This is a genomic window from Exiguobacterium sp. s48 (assembly GCF_018617395.1).
Taxonomy (GTDB): Bacteria; Bacillota; Bacilli; order Exiguobacteriales; family Exiguobacteriaceae; genus Exiguobacterium.
This window is the reverse complement of the sequence record NZ_JACSKC010000001.1, coordinates 824,736-845,164: the sequence shown is the minus strand read 5'-3', so window position 1 is coordinate 845,164 and position 20,429 is coordinate 824,736. Positions and strand designations below refer to the sequence as shown.

Sequence of the window (20,429 nt, the reverse complement as noted above, 5' to 3'; positions counted from 1 at the left end):
GAGTGGATATGGATGCTCGAACGACTCGTTTTTTCAGCCATCATCGGCTATATGCTGATTGTTCAAATCTTCAATGCGAGATTAATTCGCCCCTTAATCGAAACGAAAGGACGTACTTGGGTATATGAACAGACTGTGAAATCAGCTTGGGGGCTCAGTTTATTAATCGTTGCCCTCATATTCTTATTTCAAGTACCGCCATCTCAAGTTGGATTAAGGTTGGCACCAGAACCCGGCAACGAAGGGGCATGGCAAGTCTTTTATTTATCATGCATCCTTGTTACCTTTACGCTCGTCTTCTATTTACTAGTCAAAACTTCTGCCAAACTTCGCAATACCTTGCGCCCATACTATGAACTAGACTTAGAGAAACTGCTCCTCCCCCGAACTAAATCTGAAGAACAGGCTTGGAGTGCCGTCTCGGTCACTGCTGGCGTGACCGAGGAATTCATTTTCAGAGGAGTGCTCTTGTATACGATCACGCTCTATATAGAAGCGCCGAACCTGACGCTCGCCGTCATCGGAGGTGCACTGTTCGGTATGGCCCACGCCTATCAAGGGATTAAAGGAGTCCTCACGACGGGCGTCGTCGGTTTCGGACTCGCTCTCCTTTATTTAGGGATGGGTGTATTATGGCCGGTTATGGTGATACATGTACTCCTTGACTTGATTGCGGGCCCAATCCATGTCGATACAAAAAGTGAGTGACTGCCTCTTCGTAGCCAGGAGCGTCCTTGATGATACAATCGGTATGTTCGGCACCGTCAATCAATTTTATATCGTTTGTCCGGTTTAAAGCGTTCATCTCGACTGACATCCAAGTTGGAACGAAGTCGTCTTTTGAGCCGTGAACGAACAAGATAGGGGTCGTCGTTTCTGTGACGGCCTTTTTAGGCTGAACTTGATTCATGGTGAACCCGGCGCGAGACCATAAGAAATAATTGATCCCTGGTAGGAAAAGCTCGGCAGGGATATGGTGTAACTCCTTCAATTGATAACGCATCAGCTGTTTCATATCATCAAACGGACACTCCGCGATAGTGAAATCTACTTCGGTGAGCGGGGTCGTCTGTAAAACGGTCGCAGCGCCCATCGACACACCATGGAGACCGACCGTCTCGACCGTTTCATTTTCTCTTAACCAGTCGACCCAATCGATCATATCGATTTTTTCGTGATACCCATATGATGCGTACACTCCTTCAGACTCCCCATGTGAACGTAAATCGACGGCGAGTAAGTTGAATCCAAGCCGGTGAAACATGGCGAGGTGAGGTGCCATGAAACTATGAGATGCCGTATATCCATGGACGAATACAATCCATTTTGTGGAACCTTCATTCCGATAAATACGACCGTAGAGACGGTAAGCATCGCGCGATTGAATCGAGACATGCTCGAATGGGACGTCATGATAGAATGTACGATCCTCATCCGTATACGGAGCAAGTAACATCTCCGGTGTCTTCCGCTTTCCTCTCGTCATTCGCTTAAAGGCGTAATAACTGACCGCATAATAACCTGTGAATAATGATGCTAATCCAATTTGCCATTTTCGTTTCAAAAAGACCGACCCCTTTCATCGTTATTGTACCCGAAAGATACAGATGAGGTCCTCTTTTCTTACATAAGAAGGAAGTATAAGTAGCATAAACGGCTATCATCAAGACAACACGATGCTTCGAGCGACGTGCTCATTAGCGATATCATGAAGTGACAATTAAGAGAGGTGAGGGATGTTATGGGGAGGATAGATATCTTTCAAATGATTCAACAAGTACTGAGCAATCGGGAGGGGACACTAGATCGAGGAGTAACATTTTCATGGACGTGCGAGGGAGATGATCGAGTGGTCGGTCTGGTGTTCGACTTGTTGCTAGACCGTTACTTTTTCTATAACAAAACGACCCTCCTGACCGAGGTTCAAGAGATTGCGCGTCTAGTCGGGTGTCGACCGGCTGAAATCGTCCGCGCATTCTCCTGCCTCTCGGGGATTCAACTCGAATCGAATCATATCACCGAACGACTGATGACGATTGAAGAAGCGGCCGTCTCGGAGGAGGGGGCAATCAGCGTCACCATTCGCCTGGGTGGATGGCTCACTTATCAATTGCATCAAATCTGTCTTCGTGATGCCGTTCTTCCTTGTTGACTTCGGTCAAGGTACCGTCAATCACGCGAAGGACACGATCACACACATCGAGCATCCGTTCATCATGTGTGATGACGACGACACGTCTCCCTTCTTCATGAGCCTGTTCGGCTAATAGTTCCATCACACGACGTCCATTCTCATAGTCTAGACTCGCTGTCGGTTCATCTGCCAAAATGAGCTGCGGGGAGTTGACCAACGCCCGTGCGACGGCGACTCGTTGCTTTTCACCTCCTGATAAGGTCGTCGGGAGTTGGTGCAGACGGTGTCCTAAGCCGAGGTTGGTCAATAGTTGTTTCGCATCGATTTTTCTTTTCTCCTGAATCAGTTCAAGTTGTTCTAGCACCGTCAAGTAGGGAATCAGATGAGCCTGCTGAAACACGAACCCGACTTCATGTAGGCGTAACAGACGAAGTTCTTCCTCATCCAATTCGAACACGTCGCGTTCGTCCATGAAGAATGCTCCTTGATCTGGTTTTCGCAATAGACCGAGGATGTATAACAACGTACTCTTCCCGCTGCCACTCGGACCGACAATGGCGACACATTCGCCTGGTGATACATGTAACTCGATGTCATTCAATACGAGATGACCGTCAAACTGATGTGATACATGGCTTAACCTCATGATGCTTTTCCTCCTATGATTTCAATTGCGTCGACTTGACGGAGTTTCCATAACGGTAGCAATGCGCCGATAACCGATAAAAAGATGAACATGGAGCCGAATAGCGCGACATGACCGAAGTCAACAAGAAACGGTAGGGTCGATGGAATCAACGCGTCGACGATGTACATGATCCCAATCGACGTGGCGACTGCTGCGGAAACGATGACGATGACCTGAAAGAGCAGTGCACGTCCGATGACGCGTGGTGATAAACCGATTGCCTTCAGAATTCCGAGTTCAGGTAATTTTTGAAGCGTGAATAAATAAAAGAAGGCGGTCAAAATAAACGTTCCTATTACGAGCAGAAAGGCACGCATCATTGTGAACGTACTTTGTTCGGCACTATATCCAGGGACCGACTCAATCAAATCTTGTTGACTCATGACGAGCGCATCGGATACCGTAGATTCCGTTCCAATCTCAGCAGATACATATGGACGTTGTTCGGAATGATTTAAATAATCGAACCACGTCTCATTCGTCGTGTACATCACTGGTCCATGACTATAGCGTCCTAGTGACTCACCGGCAATCGTAAACCGGTAGTTGGAAGCGAAGTCGATCAACGGATCACCTGGTCTAAGATTTTCTGAAAGACTAGGATCGAAAACAACCTCACCTTTTCTAAGGGGGGAAACAGGACCGATATTGCTATCTTTTGGAAGAGCGAATAGTGTCACCTCTTCTTTTTTACCGTCAATGGTGACCGTTAGCGGTCGGACGCTCATCGTCTCTTTTGATGTATCCTTCGTGACCTCGATGAACGATCGTGTCAATTGACCTTCTGAGTCCGGATCTAGTCGATAGGTCGTAGCATTCAATTCATGCAGAGCAGAACCGTTATCATATGCGAGGCCGTCTGCTAGCCCTGTGATGAGCGTCGTCAACATGACAATCAATAATGTGATGACGAACAACATGGAAAATTTTCTTTTCTGTCGCCACATCTCTTTCCAACCTAACTGCATAAAAAAACCTCCTTCAAGTGCTGATGAAGGAAGTGTAAGCAATCTTTATGAACAGAATATGAACGACATCAAAAATGTAGATGAATCGTGGTACCGATTCCTATGCTTGATTCGACTGTAATCTTTCCACCATGTAATTCGATGATATCTGATGTGATGGCGAGACCGAGACCGGTCCCCTGACTCGTTCGAGCTTTGTCACCGCGATAGAAGCGATCGAAGAGGTGCTCTTTCGTCTCCTCGTCCATTCCAATCCCTTCATCCGTGAACGAGATGACGAGACCTGGGTCAAGCGTACAAGTGATGTGGATGGTACCTCCATCATGTGAAGCATGGATGGCGTTCACCAGTAAGTTGTTCCAAACTTGTGCGAGTAGAACCGGATCGCTCATCAATTCCGCATCCTGTGGAATATCGGTAACGACGGCAATTCCTTTTTGATCAAGGGCGAAGGCGTTCATTTGAATGACTTCGGATACTGATTGCAGCACATTCACATTTGTCTCGAGGATTGGTGGGTTTTCATCCAATCGTGATAACAGCAGGAGTTGTTTCGTCAATTGGGACAGACGCTTCGTTTCCTGCTCAATGACAAGCGCATATTCCTTCGATTCTCCTTCGGTTTCGTCAGACAATTTCTCAGCATACCCAACTAGGGAGGTCAACGGAGATTGAAATTCATGGGAGACATTCGAAACAAATCGCCGTTGTCTCGCTTCTGTCCGATCAATCTCATTCGACATATATTGAAATTGACGTGCCAACGTCCCAATTTCATCTTGTCGCTCGATGGGGAGGTGTTCCGGAGCTTTACGCATGGCGACGGATGTGGTTGCTTTCGTGAGCGTCTGTAACGGACGGACGAGGGACCTTGTCGAAATGGCGATCAAGCCAAATGCTAATAGCGTGACGAGCGCAAAAAATAGACCGACGAACAGATGTAGTTCGCGGATTTGGGCACTCAAATCCGGACGGATAAAGATGACGTCTCCGTTTTCAAGTGTAAATCCATATGTGTTCTTTAATTCGTTATCGAACAATCCGAGCAAGAAGAGATGAAACGGGAAGTCACGCATTCCTTGATAGGGTGACCCATTCCGTACAGATTGGACTACCGAATCAGAGATGGTCTCGTCTCGAAACTCACCGCCAAATCGTTGGCGCTCGTTCGTTGCGTCCACGACGACCAATTGATATCCGGTCGCGGCTAAAAAGGTGTAGAAGGCATCATGATCTAAGTCGGTATGTTCCTCAATATACGACTCTGCCATTTTGGCGACCCGTTCCGTTTTCTCGCTATAGGATGGTTGCCACCACGTATAGTAAGCGACATTACTGACCAATAAGGAGATTGCCCCTGATAAAAGTAAAATCAAAAACATCGTCACGATGATTCGCGTATAAAGAGTTTTCATGCGTTCACCTCAAGCGAGTATCCAACGCCTCGAACGGTACGAATCGTCAGAGCTGGATGGTCGAAACGGTGACGGAGACGTTTGATATGCACGTCGACCGTCCGCTCATCTCCTTCGAAATCAAATCCCCATATGAGTTCAATCAATTCCTCCCGTCGATATACCCTCCCTGGAAACGAGGCTAATTGAAACAAGAGCTCGAACTCTTTTTTAGGGAGATAGAGTAACTGATCGTCTAAACGTACCTCATATTCTCTCAAATCCAAGTGGAGCGGACCGGCTTGAATTTGAGAAGCGGCCGAGCGTTGATATCGACGCGAGACGGCTTGCAATCGGAACAGTAACTCTTCTGGGATGAACGGCTTGGTCACATAGTCGTCTGCCCCGTACTCGAAACCTTGGCGTTTATCCTCCCATTCATCAAGAGCGGTCAAAAGGATGACGGGTATATCGAGAGACTCCTTGAGTCGTCGACACAATTCACGGCCATCAAGCCCGGGGAGCATGATGTCGACAATCGCAGCATCGATCGGATGCATCGTAAAACGTTCTTCGCCTGTCTTCCCATCAGTCGCCGTTATCACCTCATGACCCGCATCCTCGAAGGTCTCCTTCACAAGGCGTAAAATTGATGGATCGTCTTCTACGATGAGTATTCGCATAAATATGTTCCCTTCATCACTAGTTTACGTCAAATGAGGTGACTCTTCGCGAGTCACCTCATGTCGTATTCGTTTCATTCAATTACTTTGTCATATTTTCATGTAGGGCACGGAGTGCGCGGATAAAAGCATCTTTAAAATATTTGTCTTCTTGAGTTTCGAGTGTCTGAATGGCTTTTTGGTCACCATTGCTCGCTTTCACGAGGAGATTGACCACTGTCCCCCAACGCTTCACATGTTCAGGTCGAGGATGGTTCATCGCGGTCGTGAGACTAAACCAGTAAGGTTGATCGCGCCGCTGTAGCGCGGCAATCATTCGTTTTGCGAGAAGGGCTTCTTCTTCAGAAGGAATGGTGGCCGTAGCGAACCATCCGAGCAGTGACGTACTCATCGACTCGAGCTCTTGTTTCATCGAGGATTCGATAGGGAGGCGACCAAAGTCTGTCACGTTGACGAAGACTAATCGGTCTTTCAGATCGATATGGGTGATCCATCCAGATACCGATTTCAGTTTCTCGCGTTCCTTTGATTGAGCTTTACACGTATAACCCTGTTGTTTTCCGATATAAATTCGGAACTGTCCTCGGTCGACATGCTTGTCTACCTTGAATTCGATATCTTGTCCCACTTGAAACGGTTGATTCCGCTTATTCAATGTTTGTCCCTTCTGTAGTTCTGGACGTTTCGAGATGTGACGCAACGCTTCCTGTTCCGTTCGGTCATCTAATGTCCAGAGGTTATGAGGGGTCACGTTTTTAAAACGATGACGTCGAACATAAATATACTGATCGAGTGCCTCCATCGCATCTGCGGAAGTGGAGGTTCCGTTAATAAAGTCATCAGCGATGTCACGTAAGGTGAGGGATTCGAGACGATCGATGTGTCCCGAATAAGGGACGCTTCCGACAACAAACAGCGCAGTCGCAATCAACTCACTTTCACGAGGGGTCAACGGTCGTTTGGCCATGATGCACTTCCTCTCTAACTTCATATGTTCAGTATAACAAAAACATCTTGGACGTTGCGAATTCAACTGACATTTGGAAAAAAATGAGGAGTGGACAGGATTCCCACATTTTATCTCGAATACTCACATGTAGAGAATCCGATGAAGCTATGAAAAGTGAGGTGAGGCGATGAAGCTCTCCATCGAGCCCGGGGATTATGTCGTATTGATAGAAATCAATAAAGAAGTATTAAAATGTGCCTCCCTAGAGGAAGCTGACCAGGCAGATCGCCTACGATATGAATTGGTCGGTCGTATGAGTGAACGTTTGCCTGCGGAAGTCATCGTTCCGTCCATCATCGACTACATCCGCTTCGGAAGCGGGTATATCGGAGATCGAATCGTCTGGAATGCCGAAACAGAGTCTTTTTTTTGTCAGCAATTCGAGACAATTGATGGTTCTCCGCTCGGTGAAGACCTTGAGGGATTCCGTCCCGACCCGAGTCGAGTCGAACTAGCCCGCTACTATACGTACTTGACAATCGGCCGAATCGTCGAGTTCGATATGTTACACCCGGACGAAACGAGTTATTGGTAAACTTTCCGACAACTTTTTATTCAAAAAAAGGGAAATCTAATCCAAAGTTTGAGATAATAAAGTCACTTTGTAAGTTTGGAATGGAGCGGAAGGAATGAAAAAGATTGCCCTTTTGACAGCGCTTGCCCTTTTACTGCCGGTCGGAGTAGATGCTGCGAAACCTGTCATCCTTGAAAAACACGGTTATGTTGTCTCGGAACCACGTGTCACGAGTCAATATTATGTACGTCAAATCGGAACCGATTTGGCTTGGAGTAAAACGCGCGGTGCCTCTGACATCGTCATCGCATTGATTGATTCTTCGGCTGATCGTAATCATATGGACTTAAAAAACGTACCTCGTGTTGTCAATTCGATGATCGGCCCTTATACGGCTGACGTCCATGGCACACATACTGCTGGAATTATGGCGGGGAAACATAATCGAGTCGGCATTGCCGGACTTGCACCTAATGTTCGCTATCACTTCTACAACGTATTCTACGGTAAAAACTCGGAATCCACCGATTCATGGACAGTCGCGAAAGCGGTCGATACGGCGGTCGCCAAAGGCGCGACCATTATCAACTTGTCTTTGGGTGGAGATGACTACGATACCCGCTTGGCGACATCCATCAAGCGTGCGCGAGCGAAGGGCGTCATCGTTGTTGCTTCATCCGGAAACGATGGGAAACGTCAGACATCGTTTCCTGCCAGCATGAACGAAGTGATTGCGGTCGGAGCCATCGACTCTCGCCACCGAATCGCGAGCTTTAGCAATATGGATGACCATGTGAGAATCGTCGCGCCTGGGGTGAACATTTTATCACTTGGAGTGAATAATCGCTTTGTCTATATGGACGGGACGTCCATGGCGGCACCGATGGTCACGGCAAGCCTCGCACTCGTGAAATCGATCAATCCATATTTGACACCGGGAGAGGTCGATCATTTACTTGCGAAAATGCCGCGTGCTTCAGGTAAATCGTATACAGAATTAAATACGATGAAGCTGCTTGAAGCAACAGCGCGCCCGATTCATATCTCAACCCCTTCCGTATGGGAGAGTCGATATGTCAAAAACGTTAAACTGAGTGTAATGAATCATTCCAATCTCAAATCAACGTTCTCATTGTATCAAGGGAGCAAGAAAGTCAAAACGCTCACACCGAACCGGTCGTTCACAATGTATTCGAACGGGGACTGGCTACCAAGCGGTCAATACCGAATCGTTGGGCAAGTGACGGACGGAAAATATAAACGTTATACAAGTCGGACGATTGAATACGTCAATACATTAAAGACCTCGATTTCCGTCGAAGCGGCGGATGAGTTGACGTTCACGTTGCACACGACACGAAAAGGCACGGTGACCGTTCTAGATTCAGAGGGCAAGGTGATGTATGAGGCCCTCCATGTCCCTGGCAAGTTTCCTGTAAGAGGAGACACGACTCAGCGTCTCACGGTCATCCTTAAACCGACGGACATCCGTGAAAAAGTTGTGACGACAACATATGAACCGCCGATCGTTGAAGAAGACACACCAGTCCTCGAAACGACTTGATCAAAAAAGCCGCTCGCTCCATAAGGAGCGGCGGCTTCGTTTATTTAATCCATGGTGATGGCTTCACCACACCAACGGATACTCGCTTCTAATACGTTTCCTTGGTCATCAATATGCTCGAAACTGAGTTTGCCATCTCGGATGATTTCGCATAAACCGACACGAACCCGATCGCTCCAGCCTCGACGCGTTTCCTTAGTTTCATCGAAAACTGGAATGGCATCTGGAAAACGCTCTTCTAAGTGTGCCAGATTGTGATGGTCAAAATGATAAGACCGTTTTGAGAGTTCGTTCGGTGCTTTAATATCGAACGGTTCAAACCCTCGGACGAGACGATTATTTCGGTAGAAGGCGAACACGCCGTTGTTCGGGTGGAGCACTTTAATGTCATCGATTTCGATTACATAAGTCAGACGTTGAATCCAACCGTTTTTTGCATCCTGATGCATCAAAATCCCTCCTTATTCATTGAACACGCCTTATTTTAGCGCTGACGGGATGTAAAATCAAGTTTCGAATTTCAGTTGTCAACCGCTCGAATTTCCGCTACAATGGTTGAAGTGACTATGAGGTCTGGACAATCGCGGGACGCAAGTTTTGAGGAAAGTCCATGCTCGCACAGCCTGTGATGGCTGTAGTGATCGTGCTACACGAAAAGATAAGTGTAGGCAACGCAAGTTGACGGCAGAAGAAATACCTAAGTCCTCGGATACGGTATACGCTTCTTGAAAGTGCCACAGTGACGGAGTCTGATCGGAAACGTTCAGAGTGGAACGAGGTAAACCCCACGAGCGAGAAACCCAAACTATGGTAGGGGAACTTCCGAACCGGAACCGAACGGAACGGAGGGCGCCGATGTGCGCAGATAGATGATTGTCACTCCATCGTGCCAGGGAGACCGTTATGAGCACCGGAGTACAGAACATGGCTTACAGGACAACATAGTCTCAACTGACAACGACAAGGAGTTCAAGCACATATACTTGAACTCCTTTTTTCATGAACTTTTTAGAATGTACAACATGAATCGACTCAATGTAGAAAGAAGGAGATGTTTAAATGGCGAAACGTAAACTGATTGCGACGGCGGCGATGGGAATCGAGGCACTCGTAGCTAAAGAAGTAAGAGATTTAGGATACACATGTGAGGTCGAGAACGGTCGCGTGTATATCGATGCGGAAATGGAAGACATTCCACGCCTCAACATGTGGTTACGGACTGCAGACCGGGTCAAGCTCGTCGTTGCCGAGTTCAAGGCGACAACGTTTACAGAATTGTTTGACGGTGTGGTGGCGTTGCCATGGACAGACCTCATGCCATGGGACGCGGCGTTCACGGTAGACGGTCGCTCGGTCAAATCGAAACTGTTCTCCATTCGTGACTGCCAGAAGATCACGGAAAAGGCGATTGTCGAAGCGATGCAACGCGGTTATCGCAAAGAAGGGGAGTGGTTGCCGAAGTCAGGGGCGAAATTCCCGATTGAGGTCGCTCTATTGAAAGATGTGGCGACGATCACAATTGATACTTCAGGTCCTCTTCACCGTCGTGGCTATCGTGAATTGCATTCCCAGGCACCGCTTAAAGAAACGATGGCGGCGGCGATGATTCAGTTGACGAACTGGCGTCCGGACATGCCATTTTATGACGTGTTCACCGGGTCAGGTACGCTCGCAATCGAAGCGGCGATGATCGGACGGAACATCGCGCCGGGTATCAATCGCGAATACTTCGCTCAGGACTGGGCATGTATCCCGAAAAAAGCGTGGTATGCAGCCATGAACGAAGCGAACGAGAAAGCGGAGTGGGATAAACCGCTCAAAATCTATGGAATCGACCTCGACCCGCGTATGGTGAAACTCGCGAAAGACAATGCGGAACTCGCCGACGTCCGTGATGCGATCACGTTCGTCCATAGTGACGCAGCCGCACTGAAACCGAAAGAGGAGTACGGCGTCATCATCGGTAACCCACCTTATGGGGAACGTCTCCAGTCAGAAGAAGAAATCATCGACTTGTACGAGCGAATCGGGGAGCAATATGCGAAATACCCTGGTTATAGCGTCTACATGTTGACGAGCTATGAAGACTTCGAGAAAGCGTACGGTCGCCCAGCGACGAAACGTCGTAAACTTTATAACGGTAATATTGAAACGCAGTATTACCAGTACTTCGGGAAGCGTCGTCCACGTCCGGACCGTGACGCAAAAGCGAAATCAGAGTAATGAATCCATGACCGCTCAACTGAGCGGTCATTTTCTATTTTCTAGAATGAACTCACTTGTTTCATCTTTCTCCGAACAGGTTATACATAACATATGTATAATAAGAGGGGGACATAAGATGGAAAAGCATACAGTCGAATACCAGTTACACGCGAAAGAACAGAACACTCGCACGGTCGAGGTCGAGATGGATCGGGTACCGGACCTGAATAATCAAGAGGAACTGAATGCGGTGTACCAAATTGTATCAGACGCTATTCGTGAACCGATTACCAGTTTTGAGATTGTATCCATCACGTGAGCCCGAGGCAGTCGCTTCGGGCTTTCTACATATTATTGGAGGAGTGAGTAGATGAATATGTTAGTAGTGGGCATTGGGGATGTCGCCAAAAAAGCATATCTGCCAGTATATGCCGGATTGAAGGATGTCAACGTGTATCTCGTCTCTCGAGATGAACAGAAGTTACAGGACATTAGATCGACTTACCGTTTCAAAGAGGGATATACGGATCTTCAAGCCGTTCCGATGACACAGATCGATGCGGTCATGATTCATTCGACGACAGCTGTTCATTATGAGCAAGCCGAGTATTGTTTACGCCAAGGGAAGCATGTCTTTATCGATAAACCGATCACGTTCACATTTGAAGAGACGGAACGACTCGTTATGCTCGCTAAAGAGAAAGGCGTCCATCTCGTCACGGGATTCAATCGCCGATTTGCGACAGCGACGCAGGCGCTGAACCAAGTAGAAAATAAAAATATGGTTTTCATTCAAAAGAATCGAACGTATAAGCCGGCGACGATTCGTGAATTCGTAATTGAGGACTTTGTACATGTCGTCGATACGCTCCGTTATTTGACCGACCTTCAGCCCGTCGACCGGTTGCGTGTCACTCCTCGGTATGAAGGGGATGTATTGAGACAACTCATGATTCACTTCACGGCAGGAGGGATTGAGGCAATCGGTTGGATGAACCGAGACAACGGTTGTACCGAAGAAGTGATGGAAGTCATGTCACCGACCGTAAAGCGGGTCACCCGTGACGTGGAGCGGATAATCGATTATGGACGAGACGGCATGAGGGAATGGTCACTCGACCCGTGGGAGTCGAACTTGAAGCGTCGGGGATTTGTTGACATGATTGAATCGTTTATCCGACTGCTAAGTGGTGAGAACAACACATCGGTCACTGCCGAAGATAGTCTCGAGACACATCGTCTCTGTGAAGAAATTCTAAGTCATGTACAGTGACCACACTGTTTCTGTCAGATTCAGAGCGGGTAAAAACCCGATAAAAGGAGGCGATATCGTTGGATATTCGTGAACTGATTATGCAAGTGAATGACTATTTATGGTCATATCTTCTCATTTTCGTATTGATCATTGGGGGACTCTATTTTACGATTCGGATGGGATTTGTCCAATTCCGAATGCTCCCTGAGATGTTCAAGCTCTTATTTGTTAAAGGACTTAAGCATGAGAAAGGTCAGGTATCATCATTCCAGGCATTCGCAATCGGTACGGCTGCACGTGTCGGTACGGGAAACATCGCTGGTGTGTCGACGGCAATCGCTCTAGGCGGACCGGGTGCCGTATTTTGGATGTGGCTCATTGCTCTGATTGGAGCGGCATCTGCCTTTGTCGAAAGTACACTTGCACAAGTATATAAAGTGCATGACGGTAAAGCGTGGCGGGGTGGACCGGCTTACTATATCGAACGCGCTTTAGGAGAGCGCTGGTTAGGGATTGTCTTCGCTATCTTGATTACGTTCGCATTCGGATTTGCTTTCAATTCGGTACAGGCGAATACGATTGCCTTATCAGTGAACAATGTATTTGAAGTCGACACGGTTTGGGTCGGACTCATTTTATCCGTTATTACCGCAATCGTTATCTTTGGTGGGATTCGTTCGATCTCGACCTTGTCCGGAATCATTGTACCAATCATGGCAGGTGGCTATATTTTATTAGCCATTTGGGTCATTTTTACAAATCTTGATGTGGTGCCGCAAGTGTTCTCTGCCATCTTCTCGGAAGGGGTTCTCGGATTACAACAATTGTTTGGTGGTGCCGTCGGGGCAGCTGTTCTACAAGGTATTCGTCGCGGATTGTTCTCCAATGAGGCAGGGATGGGTTCTGCACCGAATGCCGCGGCAACGGCCGAGGTGAGTCATCCCGTCAAACAGGGATTGATTCAATCGCTCAGCGTATTCGTGGACACGTTATTCATCTGTACCGCAACGGCCATGATCGTCTTGATTTCAGGTGTGGAGGGCTCTGAAGCCTTCCAAGGAATCGAACTTGCCCAGGAGGCATTACTCGTTGAAATTGGTCCGATTGCGACTACGCTTATGACAATCGCGATTCTATTATTCGCTTTTAGCTCAATCTTAGCTAATTACTATTATGGCGAAACGAATATCGAATTCATCTCGGAGAAAAAGCAATATTTGATCATTTATCGCATTGCTGTCGTCGGAATGGTCATGTTTGGTTCCGTACGATCGGCAGGGCTTGTTTGGTCAATTGCAGATATCTTTATGGGACTCATGGCACTCGTCAACATGTATGCGATTTTCCGACTAAGTAAAGTCGCCAAGACGTTACTCGATGATTATATCGTTCAGAAAAAAGCCGGAAGAGACCCAGAGTTCTTCAAAGATGGGGTCGATCTTCCGGGTAAAGAACATATTGAGGCGTGGGAAGCGAAAAAAGAAGAAATCAGCTAAGTTGATCGAAGGGAGCTCCTGGCAACAGGAGTTCATCCTTCATCAAACTAATATTATTTCAATTACCGTATTTTAAGATAAAATAAGAAAGTAGAGAGTAATGATGAAACAAGTATTTTTGACAATCGTCAAGCGATTTTTTACAGAGCGTTTTTTTGATCAGGCAGCAATGTTGGCCTACTATTTTATTCTTTCGACGTTCCCATTTTTATTGTTTGTGCTAGGGATTGTCGGTTTTTTACCGTTTACAAGTGGGGACGTGATTCAAGCGTTGTCCCTTATCATGCCAGAAGCAAGCTATCGTTTGTTACAGGGGAACATTGAGGCAATCTTTGATAATTCTAAATTGAAATTGGCATCATTCAGTATCTTACCGGCGCTTTGGATTTCATCGATGGCAGTTCAGTCACTTGTCCGTGCATTAAACGATGCATATCGAGTTGTACGCAATAAGGCCTTTTGGAGAGGTCTGATCCAAGATATCGCGATTACATTGGCACTTATGTTCGTTCTTCCGTTCTCGCTACTTGTACCATTAATTGAGACGGCGCTTAGAGAATTATCTTCATATGTGCTTTTCATTGATGAAATCGTGACAGACTATGCCCAAATCTGGTTCTATTTTCGATGGATTGTAGGGTCGAGCCTCCTATTCACCGTTTTCGTATTCGTCTATAAATGGTTACCAAGTGTATCTGGAACATTTAAAAACAGTTGGAGTGGCGCTGCATTTGCTACAGTGGGTATCTTAATCGTATCGAATGTGTTCAGTTACTATTCTCAGTTTGCAAACTATGAACAATTCTATGGACAATTAGGTGCCTTTATCGTTTTATTGATTTGGTTCTATTTAGCGGCAACTGTTATTTTGCTAGGAGGACTTTTAAATGCGACTTTGATGGAGAGAAAAGAAAAACTTCGCTAGACGTGTAATTGCTAGTTATCATTTAAAAGAATAGGGAATGGTAACGTAAGGTCCACATCATCTAAGCGGAGGTGGGAAACATGGATATGCAACGGCTCGTTCACAATCGTCGTTTCATCGATCAATCATTGTTTTACCTCGCCTTACATCTTTGGAAATGGGTTCTGTTGTTACCTGTCTTGTTCTACCTTGATGTCTCGTTTCGACATTCGCCGTTCTCTGAGTACTTGATCGTCAGTATCATCTTGTATCTCATGTTTCGTGTGATTCAATATGTCATTGCTAGCCGCGCCTCGTTTATGGAGTTAATAGAATTCGGCTATGCGGTATTGTCACTCGTTCTCGTATTCTCCTTTTTGATGGAAATCAATGCGCCACCCGTCGCCACTGCATTGATTGGTGCAGCATACTTGGTCCACCCAATGCTCGCGCTTCATCATTATCAAAATTTTTCGGAACGGAAGTGGTTGAATAAACAATTTCAACTGTTCAGTCCGATGTTACGTCAAGGAGAGGTACCTGTTCACGTTCTTGTATTGACGGAAGATGAGATTGTGATTACTGTAGAGAGTGGAAAAGAGTTTACGTACCGTCATATTTATTGGGGCGGTTTTTATGTAGAAAATGCTTCCTAAAAGGTGGTTACACAGTTGTTTAGTGGATTCGACAATATCATTGTCATTTTATTTTGGATTACGACATTCATAGCGTTCTTCAAGGGTGCATATGACATGTGGCGTGAATATCGATCGACTAAAGAGAAGTCGGTACTCTATTATTTGATTGTTTTGGTGATCACATGGTTTTGGTTCAACCCTTACGAATTAGTCGCCCTTCATCCATTCGTATTGATGGCGTATTACTGGAATCGAAACAAGTGGATGCGGAACGCGATGCTCGTATTGGTCCTCGTGCCATTCGTGATTCGTGTCTGGTTAATCGCAGCATCGATGTAAATACAAAAAACTCGGTTCCCTTCAAAGGAACCGAGTTTTTTGATGCATCTAATTATTCTTTCTTAGCAGCTGCCAATTCAGCTTCCATTTCACCGAATTCACGGTTGATACGTTTTTGTTCTTTCTGGCTAGTGAAGTTGCTGACAAGTACAATCGCCAACATACTCAAGAAGAAACCAGGGACCATTTCGTAAAGGACGGTTGAAAGTCCAGTCACAATCCAAAGAATTACGGTAACCGCACCGACGAGGATACCAGCGAGGGCACCTTGACGTGTCATCTTACTCCAATAAAGTGAAAGGAGTATGGCTGGTCCAAATGCAGAACCGAAACCGGCCCAAGCATAACCAACGAGTGTCAAGATTGTACTAGACGGGTTGAGTGACATAAGTGTCGCTACAAATCCGACGAGCAAGACACCGATGCGTCCAGCACGTACCATTGTTTTTTCACTTGCTTCTTTGTTGAAGAACTTACGATAGAAGTCTTCTGTCAAAGCAGATGACGTAACGAGCAACTGTGACGACACGGTAGACATGACGGCTGCAAGAATTGCGGCTAACAAGAATCCAGTGATAAACGGGTGGAACAAGACTTCAGAGAATCGAATGAAGACTGTTTCCGGGTCCCCAAGTGGATTTCCTTGTCCGCGGAAATACGCGATTCCGACAAACCCTGTCATGACGGCACCAATGATTGAAACGGTCATCCAACTCATTCCGATTCGGCGAGCCGTTTTCAATGATTTCACATCACGAATCGCCATAAAGCGAACGATGATGTGTGGCTGACCAAAGTAACCGAGTCCCCATGCAAGAAGACCGATAATCCCTAGTGTTGACGTTCCTTTGAAGACATCAAACAAATCAGCGTTGATTGTCGTTGCAGAGTTGACAGCAGTGTCTACTCCACCAATATCTGTTAAAGCGACAAGTGGTACAAGTACGAGTGCCAAGAACATGATGACACCTTGTGCAAAGTCCGTCCAACTTACTGCCGTGAACCCACCGAAGAGGGTATACAAGATCACGACACTGATTGTAACGATCACACCTGTCTGATAGTTTAATCCGAATGAGCTTTCAAACAACTTCCCGCCAGATACAAGTCCGGCTGACGTGTAGAACGTGAAGAAGATGATGATGACGGATGCAGATAGGATCCGTAGCCAGTTCGAGTGATCTCGGAACCGATTCTCTAAGAAGTCTGGAATCGTAATCGAATCGTTCGCCATCTCCGTGAAGACGCGAAGTCGTGGAGCAACTAACAAGTAGTTCAAGTAAGCTCCGATGACCAATCCAACGGCTAACCAAATTGCTGATAGTCCAGTTGCATACATTGCACCCGGTAGTCCCATTAACATCCATCCACTCATATCCGAAGCTCCGGCTGACATGGCTGTAACTCCTGGCCCCATTTTACGGCCACCTAACATATAATCTGATGAATCGGTCGTTCGTTTATACGCAACGTATCCGATTAGAAGCATCATCACGAGATAAAGCGCGATTGATACCCATTCTTGCCATAGCATTGAATTACCTCCTATTAAGTTAAGAAATCTATTTAATCAACTCGTCCGCGATTGTGTGAAGACATCACACAGTTAGTAACTAAAGTTGAAAAAGCGAACTTGTGACTTACCTTACAGAACCTTTTAAATGATTGCAAACTGTCACCTTTTCAGAAAAACGGCTCTAAAGCCCATCATATCAACGGATAAGAGTGAAAATCCTTTAATAAAAAGTTTAAATATTCTGAATATTTGAAATGTTGAGGACTTCCCTGTGTAACATGGTTGTAACATTCATAGCTTTTTTTCTGAAAAAAAGCAAAAAGGAAGAACGTGAATTTCACGTTCTTCCATAAATTATTGAAATGCATATTCTTCTACAAGACGCATGGCCGGGAATGTTTGACCAGATTTTGCTTGCATAGTGACAAGAATATAGGTTTCTTCCTGATGATTCATGATAAATACCATCGTATATCCGGATTCATCCGTATAACCTGTCTTTGTGGCGGTCACATACTTTGAATAATTAACACTTCTTTCATTAATTGATGAGCCAAGGTGGTACCACCATCGACGTTTACCATTTCCATCTTTGTCCTTGAACTCTGCTTTATATTCATATGTCCCCGCAATTTCAACGAGATCTGGATATGTACTGAAAGCGTATGCGATTTTGGCCATGTCGTTCGCCGTCGTGTAATGGTTCGGATCAGAATAGCCATGTGCGTTCATAAAATGAGTACCCGTCAAACCTAATACTTCAGCCCGTGCGTTCATCAATTTCACGAAATCATCGGTTGAGTCACTCGTGTATTCCGCTAAACTATTTGCGGCATCGTTACCTGATTCGAGAAGTGTGGCATAAAGCGCTTGTCGCACGGTTAGCGTATCACCGATTGCGAGATGTGCGATGTGACTGTCCCACGGGATATCAAGTGTCGAACTCTTGATGGTGATGATTGGTTGATCGAGCTCGTTTTTCTCTGAAGCTTTCTCATAAGCGAGAAGCGCCGTCATCAATTTCGTAGTACTGGCTGGAAACACACGATCGTTTGCATTCTTGTCGATTAATATTTTCTGTTCGGTCACGTTGACGAAGGTAAGGGCACCAACAGGAATGTCCTCGTTCGCAATCAAATTAGTGTCACTCAGAGACCAACTTCCCATTTCGATTTTCGGAAAGACCGGACCTTGTTTCATCTGTTCAACTTCAGGGGTGGCCGCTTTTGCTGGAGTCGATGATTTTTGATCCTGCTTAAATCCGACTAATGCCGGGATCAATGCGAGGATTCCAAGCAACACGACCGCTGCAATCATTCTTCGCATGATGTACGTTCTTCTTTGATGTCTCCTTCTACGGGTCAAGAAAAGTCCCTCCTTTTATCTTTACATGATAAACATAATAGAAACCGCTCTCTTTTTTCGCTGTTAAAATAAAGAACTAGGTCAATGATTGACAGACGATGAAAGAATTGTGTTTCGGGTATAAGAGTAGAGATGCCACTTTTTGAGAGGAGAATGTGTCATGCACCGTTATCCGTTCACGAACTCGATTTGGCGACAACATGATTCGGGAGATCTTTACCCGCCGCTCGCCGTTTCGGAATCGACCGAAGTCGTCGTCATCGGGGCAGGGATTGCCGGGTTAGTCTGTGCCTATGAACTACAACGACGGGGGAAACAGGTGACGCTCTTAGAAGCGTTAGAGATTGGGCACGGGACGACTGGTCATACGACGGCAAAATGTTCTGTTCAACACGGAGCGATCTATCATCAGTTGATTCGTCATTTCAATGAATCAATCGCCCGTTTGTATTACGAGTTCAATTTAGAAGCACTCGCTTACTTAAATAATCAAGTGGCTGAAGGATTTGACTGTGATTATTCGGCAGAGCATTCGTTTCTTTATTCTAGGGAGGCGAACGAGGAACTTTCTAAAGAACTTGATGCCTATCGTCGATTGAAAATTGACGGGGGTGACGCCACGGAAGAAGTAAGATCGACTCTCCCATTCTCAATCGAGCAAGCGCTGGTAATCCATAATCAAGCTCAATTCCATCCCGTAAAGTATTTACGTGAATTAGCCAATCGTTTTGTTCGATATGGAGGAAAAATTTATGAACGAACGAGAGCGACGGAAGTGAGTCAGGGACCACGTCCGGTGGTCACTACATCTACCGGTAGAAGGGTACAAGCAAATCAGGTCGTGATTGCGACCCACTATCCGTTCAATGACTTGCGCGGTCTATATGTGTCAAAGTTTTCTGTTGAGCGTTCGTATATCGTTGCCTGTGAAACGAATCTTCCTCCGCTGAAAGGGATGTATTTAGAGGTCGGACAGAATAGCCGCTCGTTTCGATCCTACGAGGAAGAGGGAACGAATTATCTACTTGTCGGTGGCGAGGGTCATCCTGCGGGACAAGTTACTGACACGCGTCTGCGATATGATCGATTGGAGAATGACGCCCAGTCATATTTCGGGACGAATCGAGCATCCTATCGATGGTCGTCCCAAGATCTCATGACGCTAGACAAACTTCCATATGTGGGACAAATGTTTAAGCGAGAACGAGATCTCTTTGTAGCATCAGGGTTTTCGAAGTGGGGGATGACAAACGGAATCGCTGCCGGGATTTTACTCGCCGACCAATTAACAGGTCGGCCGAATCGATTCATTGAAGTGATGTCTCCACTCCGTCAATCGGTAAAACCTGCTGATATTGGCGCATTCTTTAAGACAAACTTAGATACGGTCACTCAGTTCACAAAAGGGACAGTCGATCGGGTGCTTGAACGAAGAGATGTTCAAGAGCTTCAGCTAGATGAGGGGGGGATCGTGCAAGTTGATGGGAAGACCAGGGGTGTATATCGAGACCTCGATAACCAGTGTCATGTGGTCAACCTGACCTGTACACATCTCGGCTGTACAGTGAAATGGAACAATGCCGAACGGTCATGGGATTGTCCATGCCATGGATCTCGCTTTGATGCGAAAGGGGACGTTTTAGAGGGTCCTGCCACAAAACCACTTACCTACAACAAGCGTGGAGATTTGTAACCTGGTGTCGGTAAAGGTTGACAGCTATAATGAAATAGAAAGAGAAAATATGACATATAGGGGT

General features: G+C 46.2%; 21 protein-coding genes and 1 other RNA gene. 13 read left to right on the top strand and 9 right to left on the bottom strand.

Going from position 1 to position 20,429, the window contains the following annotated elements:
- The first annotated feature begins 12 nt into the window (after window positions 1–12).
- Entirely contained in the window at window positions 13–708 is a 696-nt protein-coding gene (locus tag KNO66_RS04345) for a CPBP family intramembrane glutamic endopeptidase (protein WP_214740777.1), read from the top strand.
- On the opposite strand, the gene KNO66_RS04340 is transcribed toward KNO66_RS04345, so the two are convergent.
- Window positions 641–1,564: an alpha/beta hydrolase gene (locus KNO66_RS04340; RefSeq protein ID WP_214740775.1), complete on the bottom strand. Its 924-nt coding sequence runs from the start codon at window positions 1,562–1,564 to the stop codon at window positions 641–643. The genes KNO66_RS04345 and KNO66_RS04340 overlap by 68 nt on opposite strands.
- A 201-nt stretch (window positions 1,565–1,765) precedes the next feature.
- Here KNO66_RS04340 and KNO66_RS04335 point away from each other — a divergent pair, with 201 nt between their 5' ends.
- Entirely contained in the window at window positions 1,766–2,152 is a 387-nt protein-coding gene (locus tag KNO66_RS04335) for a hypothetical protein (protein WP_214740773.1), read from the top strand.
- On the opposite strand, the gene KNO66_RS04330 is transcribed toward KNO66_RS04335, so the two are convergent.
- From KNO66_RS04330 to KNO66_RS04310, 5 genes are all read right to left on the bottom strand, one after another.
- Window positions 2,100–2,780, bottom strand: a complete 681-nt coding sequence (locus KNO66_RS04330) for an ABC transporter ATP-binding protein (RefSeq protein ID WP_214740771.1) — start codon at window positions 2,778–2,780, stop codon at window positions 2,100–2,102. The genes KNO66_RS04335 and KNO66_RS04330 overlap by 53 nt on opposite strands.
- Complete coding sequence (locus KNO66_RS04325) at window positions 2,777–3,790, bottom strand: ABC transporter permease (protein ID WP_214740769.1); 1,014 nt, start codon at window positions 3,788–3,790, stop codon at window positions 2,777–2,779. The genes KNO66_RS04330 and KNO66_RS04325 overlap by 4 nt, the downstream gene beginning before the upstream one ends.
- 68 nt (window positions 3,791–3,858) lie before the next feature.
- Complete coding sequence (locus KNO66_RS04320) at window positions 3,859–5,205, bottom strand: sensor histidine kinase (protein WP_214740767.1); 1,347 nt, start codon at window positions 5,203–5,205, stop codon at window positions 3,859–3,861.
- On the bottom strand, window positions 5,202–5,867 hold the full coding sequence (locus tag KNO66_RS04315) for a response regulator transcription factor (protein ID WP_214740764.1): 666 nt from the start codon (window positions 5,865–5,867) through the stop codon (window positions 5,202–5,204). The genes KNO66_RS04320 and KNO66_RS04315 overlap by 4 nt, the downstream gene beginning before the upstream one ends.
- A gap of 82 nt (window positions 5,868–5,949) precedes the next feature.
- Window positions 5,950–6,834 carry a hypothetical protein gene (locus KNO66_RS04310; RefSeq protein ID WP_214740762.1) on the bottom strand — a complete coding sequence of 295 codons (885 nt, stop codon included), beginning with the start codon at window positions 6,832–6,834 and terminating at the stop codon, window positions 5,950–5,952.
- A gap of 169 nt (window positions 6,835–7,003) precedes the next feature.
- Here KNO66_RS04310 and KNO66_RS04305 point away from each other — a divergent pair, with 169 nt between their 5' ends.
- A complete protein-coding gene (locus tag KNO66_RS04305) occupies window positions 7,004–7,411 on the top strand; it encodes a hypothetical protein (protein WP_214740760.1) in 408 nt (135 codons plus the stop codon).
- Between the two features lie 94 nt (window positions 7,412–7,505).
- Window positions 7,506–8,954: a S8 family peptidase gene (locus tag KNO66_RS04300; RefSeq protein ID WP_214740758.1), complete on the top strand. Its 1,449-nt coding sequence runs from the start codon at window positions 7,506–7,508 to the stop codon at window positions 8,952–8,954.
- Between the two features lie 44 nt (window positions 8,955–8,998).
- Here the strand turns inward: KNO66_RS04300 and KNO66_RS04295 are convergent, their stop codons facing one another.
- Window positions 8,999–9,403: a hypothetical protein gene (locus KNO66_RS04295; protein WP_214740756.1), complete on the bottom strand. Its 405-nt coding sequence runs from the start codon at window positions 9,401–9,403 to the stop codon at window positions 8,999–9,001.
- A gap of 120 nt (window positions 9,404–9,523) precedes the next feature.
- Here KNO66_RS04295 and rnpB point away from each other — a divergent pair.
- The 8 genes from rnpB to KNO66_RS04255 all read left to right on the top strand — a co-directional run bounded on the left by rnpB (window position 9,524) and on the right by KNO66_RS04255 (window position 15,791).
- Window positions 9,524–9,891, top strand: an RNA gene (gene rnpB, locus KNO66_RS04290) — RNase P RNA component class B.
- 122 nt (window positions 9,892–10,013) lie between these two features.
- Window positions 10,014–11,177, top strand: coding sequence for a THUMP domain-containing class I SAM-dependent RNA methyltransferase (locus tag KNO66_RS04285; RefSeq protein WP_214740754.1), 1,164 nt, complete (start codon window positions 10,014–10,016; stop codon window positions 11,175–11,177).
- Window positions 11,178–11,295: 118 nt separating this feature from the next.
- Complete coding sequence (locus tag KNO66_RS04280; protein ID WP_214740752.1) at window positions 11,296–11,478, top strand: hypothetical protein; 183 nt, start codon at window positions 11,296–11,298, stop codon at window positions 11,476–11,478.
- 51 nt (window positions 11,479–11,529) lie between these two features.
- Entirely contained in the window at window positions 11,530–12,432 is a 903-nt protein-coding gene (locus KNO66_RS04275; protein WP_214740750.1) for a Gfo/Idh/MocA family protein, read from the top strand.
- A 59-nt stretch (window positions 12,433–12,491) separates the two neighbouring features.
- Window positions 12,492–13,910, top strand: a complete 1,419-nt coding sequence (locus KNO66_RS04270; RefSeq protein ID WP_214740748.1) for an alanine/glycine:cation symporter family protein — start codon at window positions 12,492–12,494, stop codon at window positions 13,908–13,910.
- A gap of 103 nt (window positions 13,911–14,013) precedes the next feature.
- Complete coding sequence (locus tag KNO66_RS04265) at window positions 14,014–14,835, top strand: YihY/virulence factor BrkB family protein (RefSeq protein ID WP_214740746.1); 822 nt, start codon at window positions 14,014–14,016, stop codon at window positions 14,833–14,835.
- Window positions 14,836–14,915: 80 nt separating this feature from the next.
- Complete coding sequence (locus tag KNO66_RS04260; RefSeq protein WP_214740744.1) at window positions 14,916–15,470, top strand: hypothetical protein; 555 nt, start codon at window positions 14,916–14,918, stop codon at window positions 15,468–15,470.
- A 15-nt stretch (window positions 15,471–15,485) separates the two neighbouring features.
- A complete protein-coding gene (locus KNO66_RS04255) occupies window positions 15,486–15,791 on the top strand; it encodes a hypothetical protein (RefSeq protein ID WP_214740742.1) in 306 nt (101 codons plus the stop codon).
- 52 nt (window positions 15,792–15,843) lie between these two features.
- Here the strand turns inward: KNO66_RS04255 and putP are convergent, their stop codons facing one another.
- Both putP and KNO66_RS04245 read right to left on the bottom strand, forming a co-directional pair.
- Window positions 15,844–17,325, bottom strand: a complete 1,482-nt coding sequence (putP, locus tag KNO66_RS04250) for a sodium/proline symporter PutP (protein ID WP_214740740.1) — start codon at window positions 17,323–17,325, stop codon at window positions 15,844–15,846.
- A 336-nt stretch (window positions 17,326–17,661) separates the two neighbouring features.
- A complete protein-coding gene (locus KNO66_RS04245) occupies window positions 17,662–18,633 on the bottom strand; it encodes a D-alanyl-D-alanine carboxypeptidase family protein (protein ID WP_214740738.1) in 972 nt (323 codons plus the stop codon).
- Window positions 18,634–18,832: 199 nt separating this feature from the next.
- Here KNO66_RS04245 and KNO66_RS04240 point away from each other — a divergent pair, with 199 nt between their 5' ends.
- On the top strand, window positions 18,833–20,365 hold the full coding sequence (locus KNO66_RS04240) for an FAD-dependent oxidoreductase (protein ID WP_214740736.1): 1,533 nt from the start codon (window positions 18,833–18,835) through the stop codon (window positions 20,363–20,365).
- Window positions 20,366–20,429 lie beyond the last annotated feature (64 nt).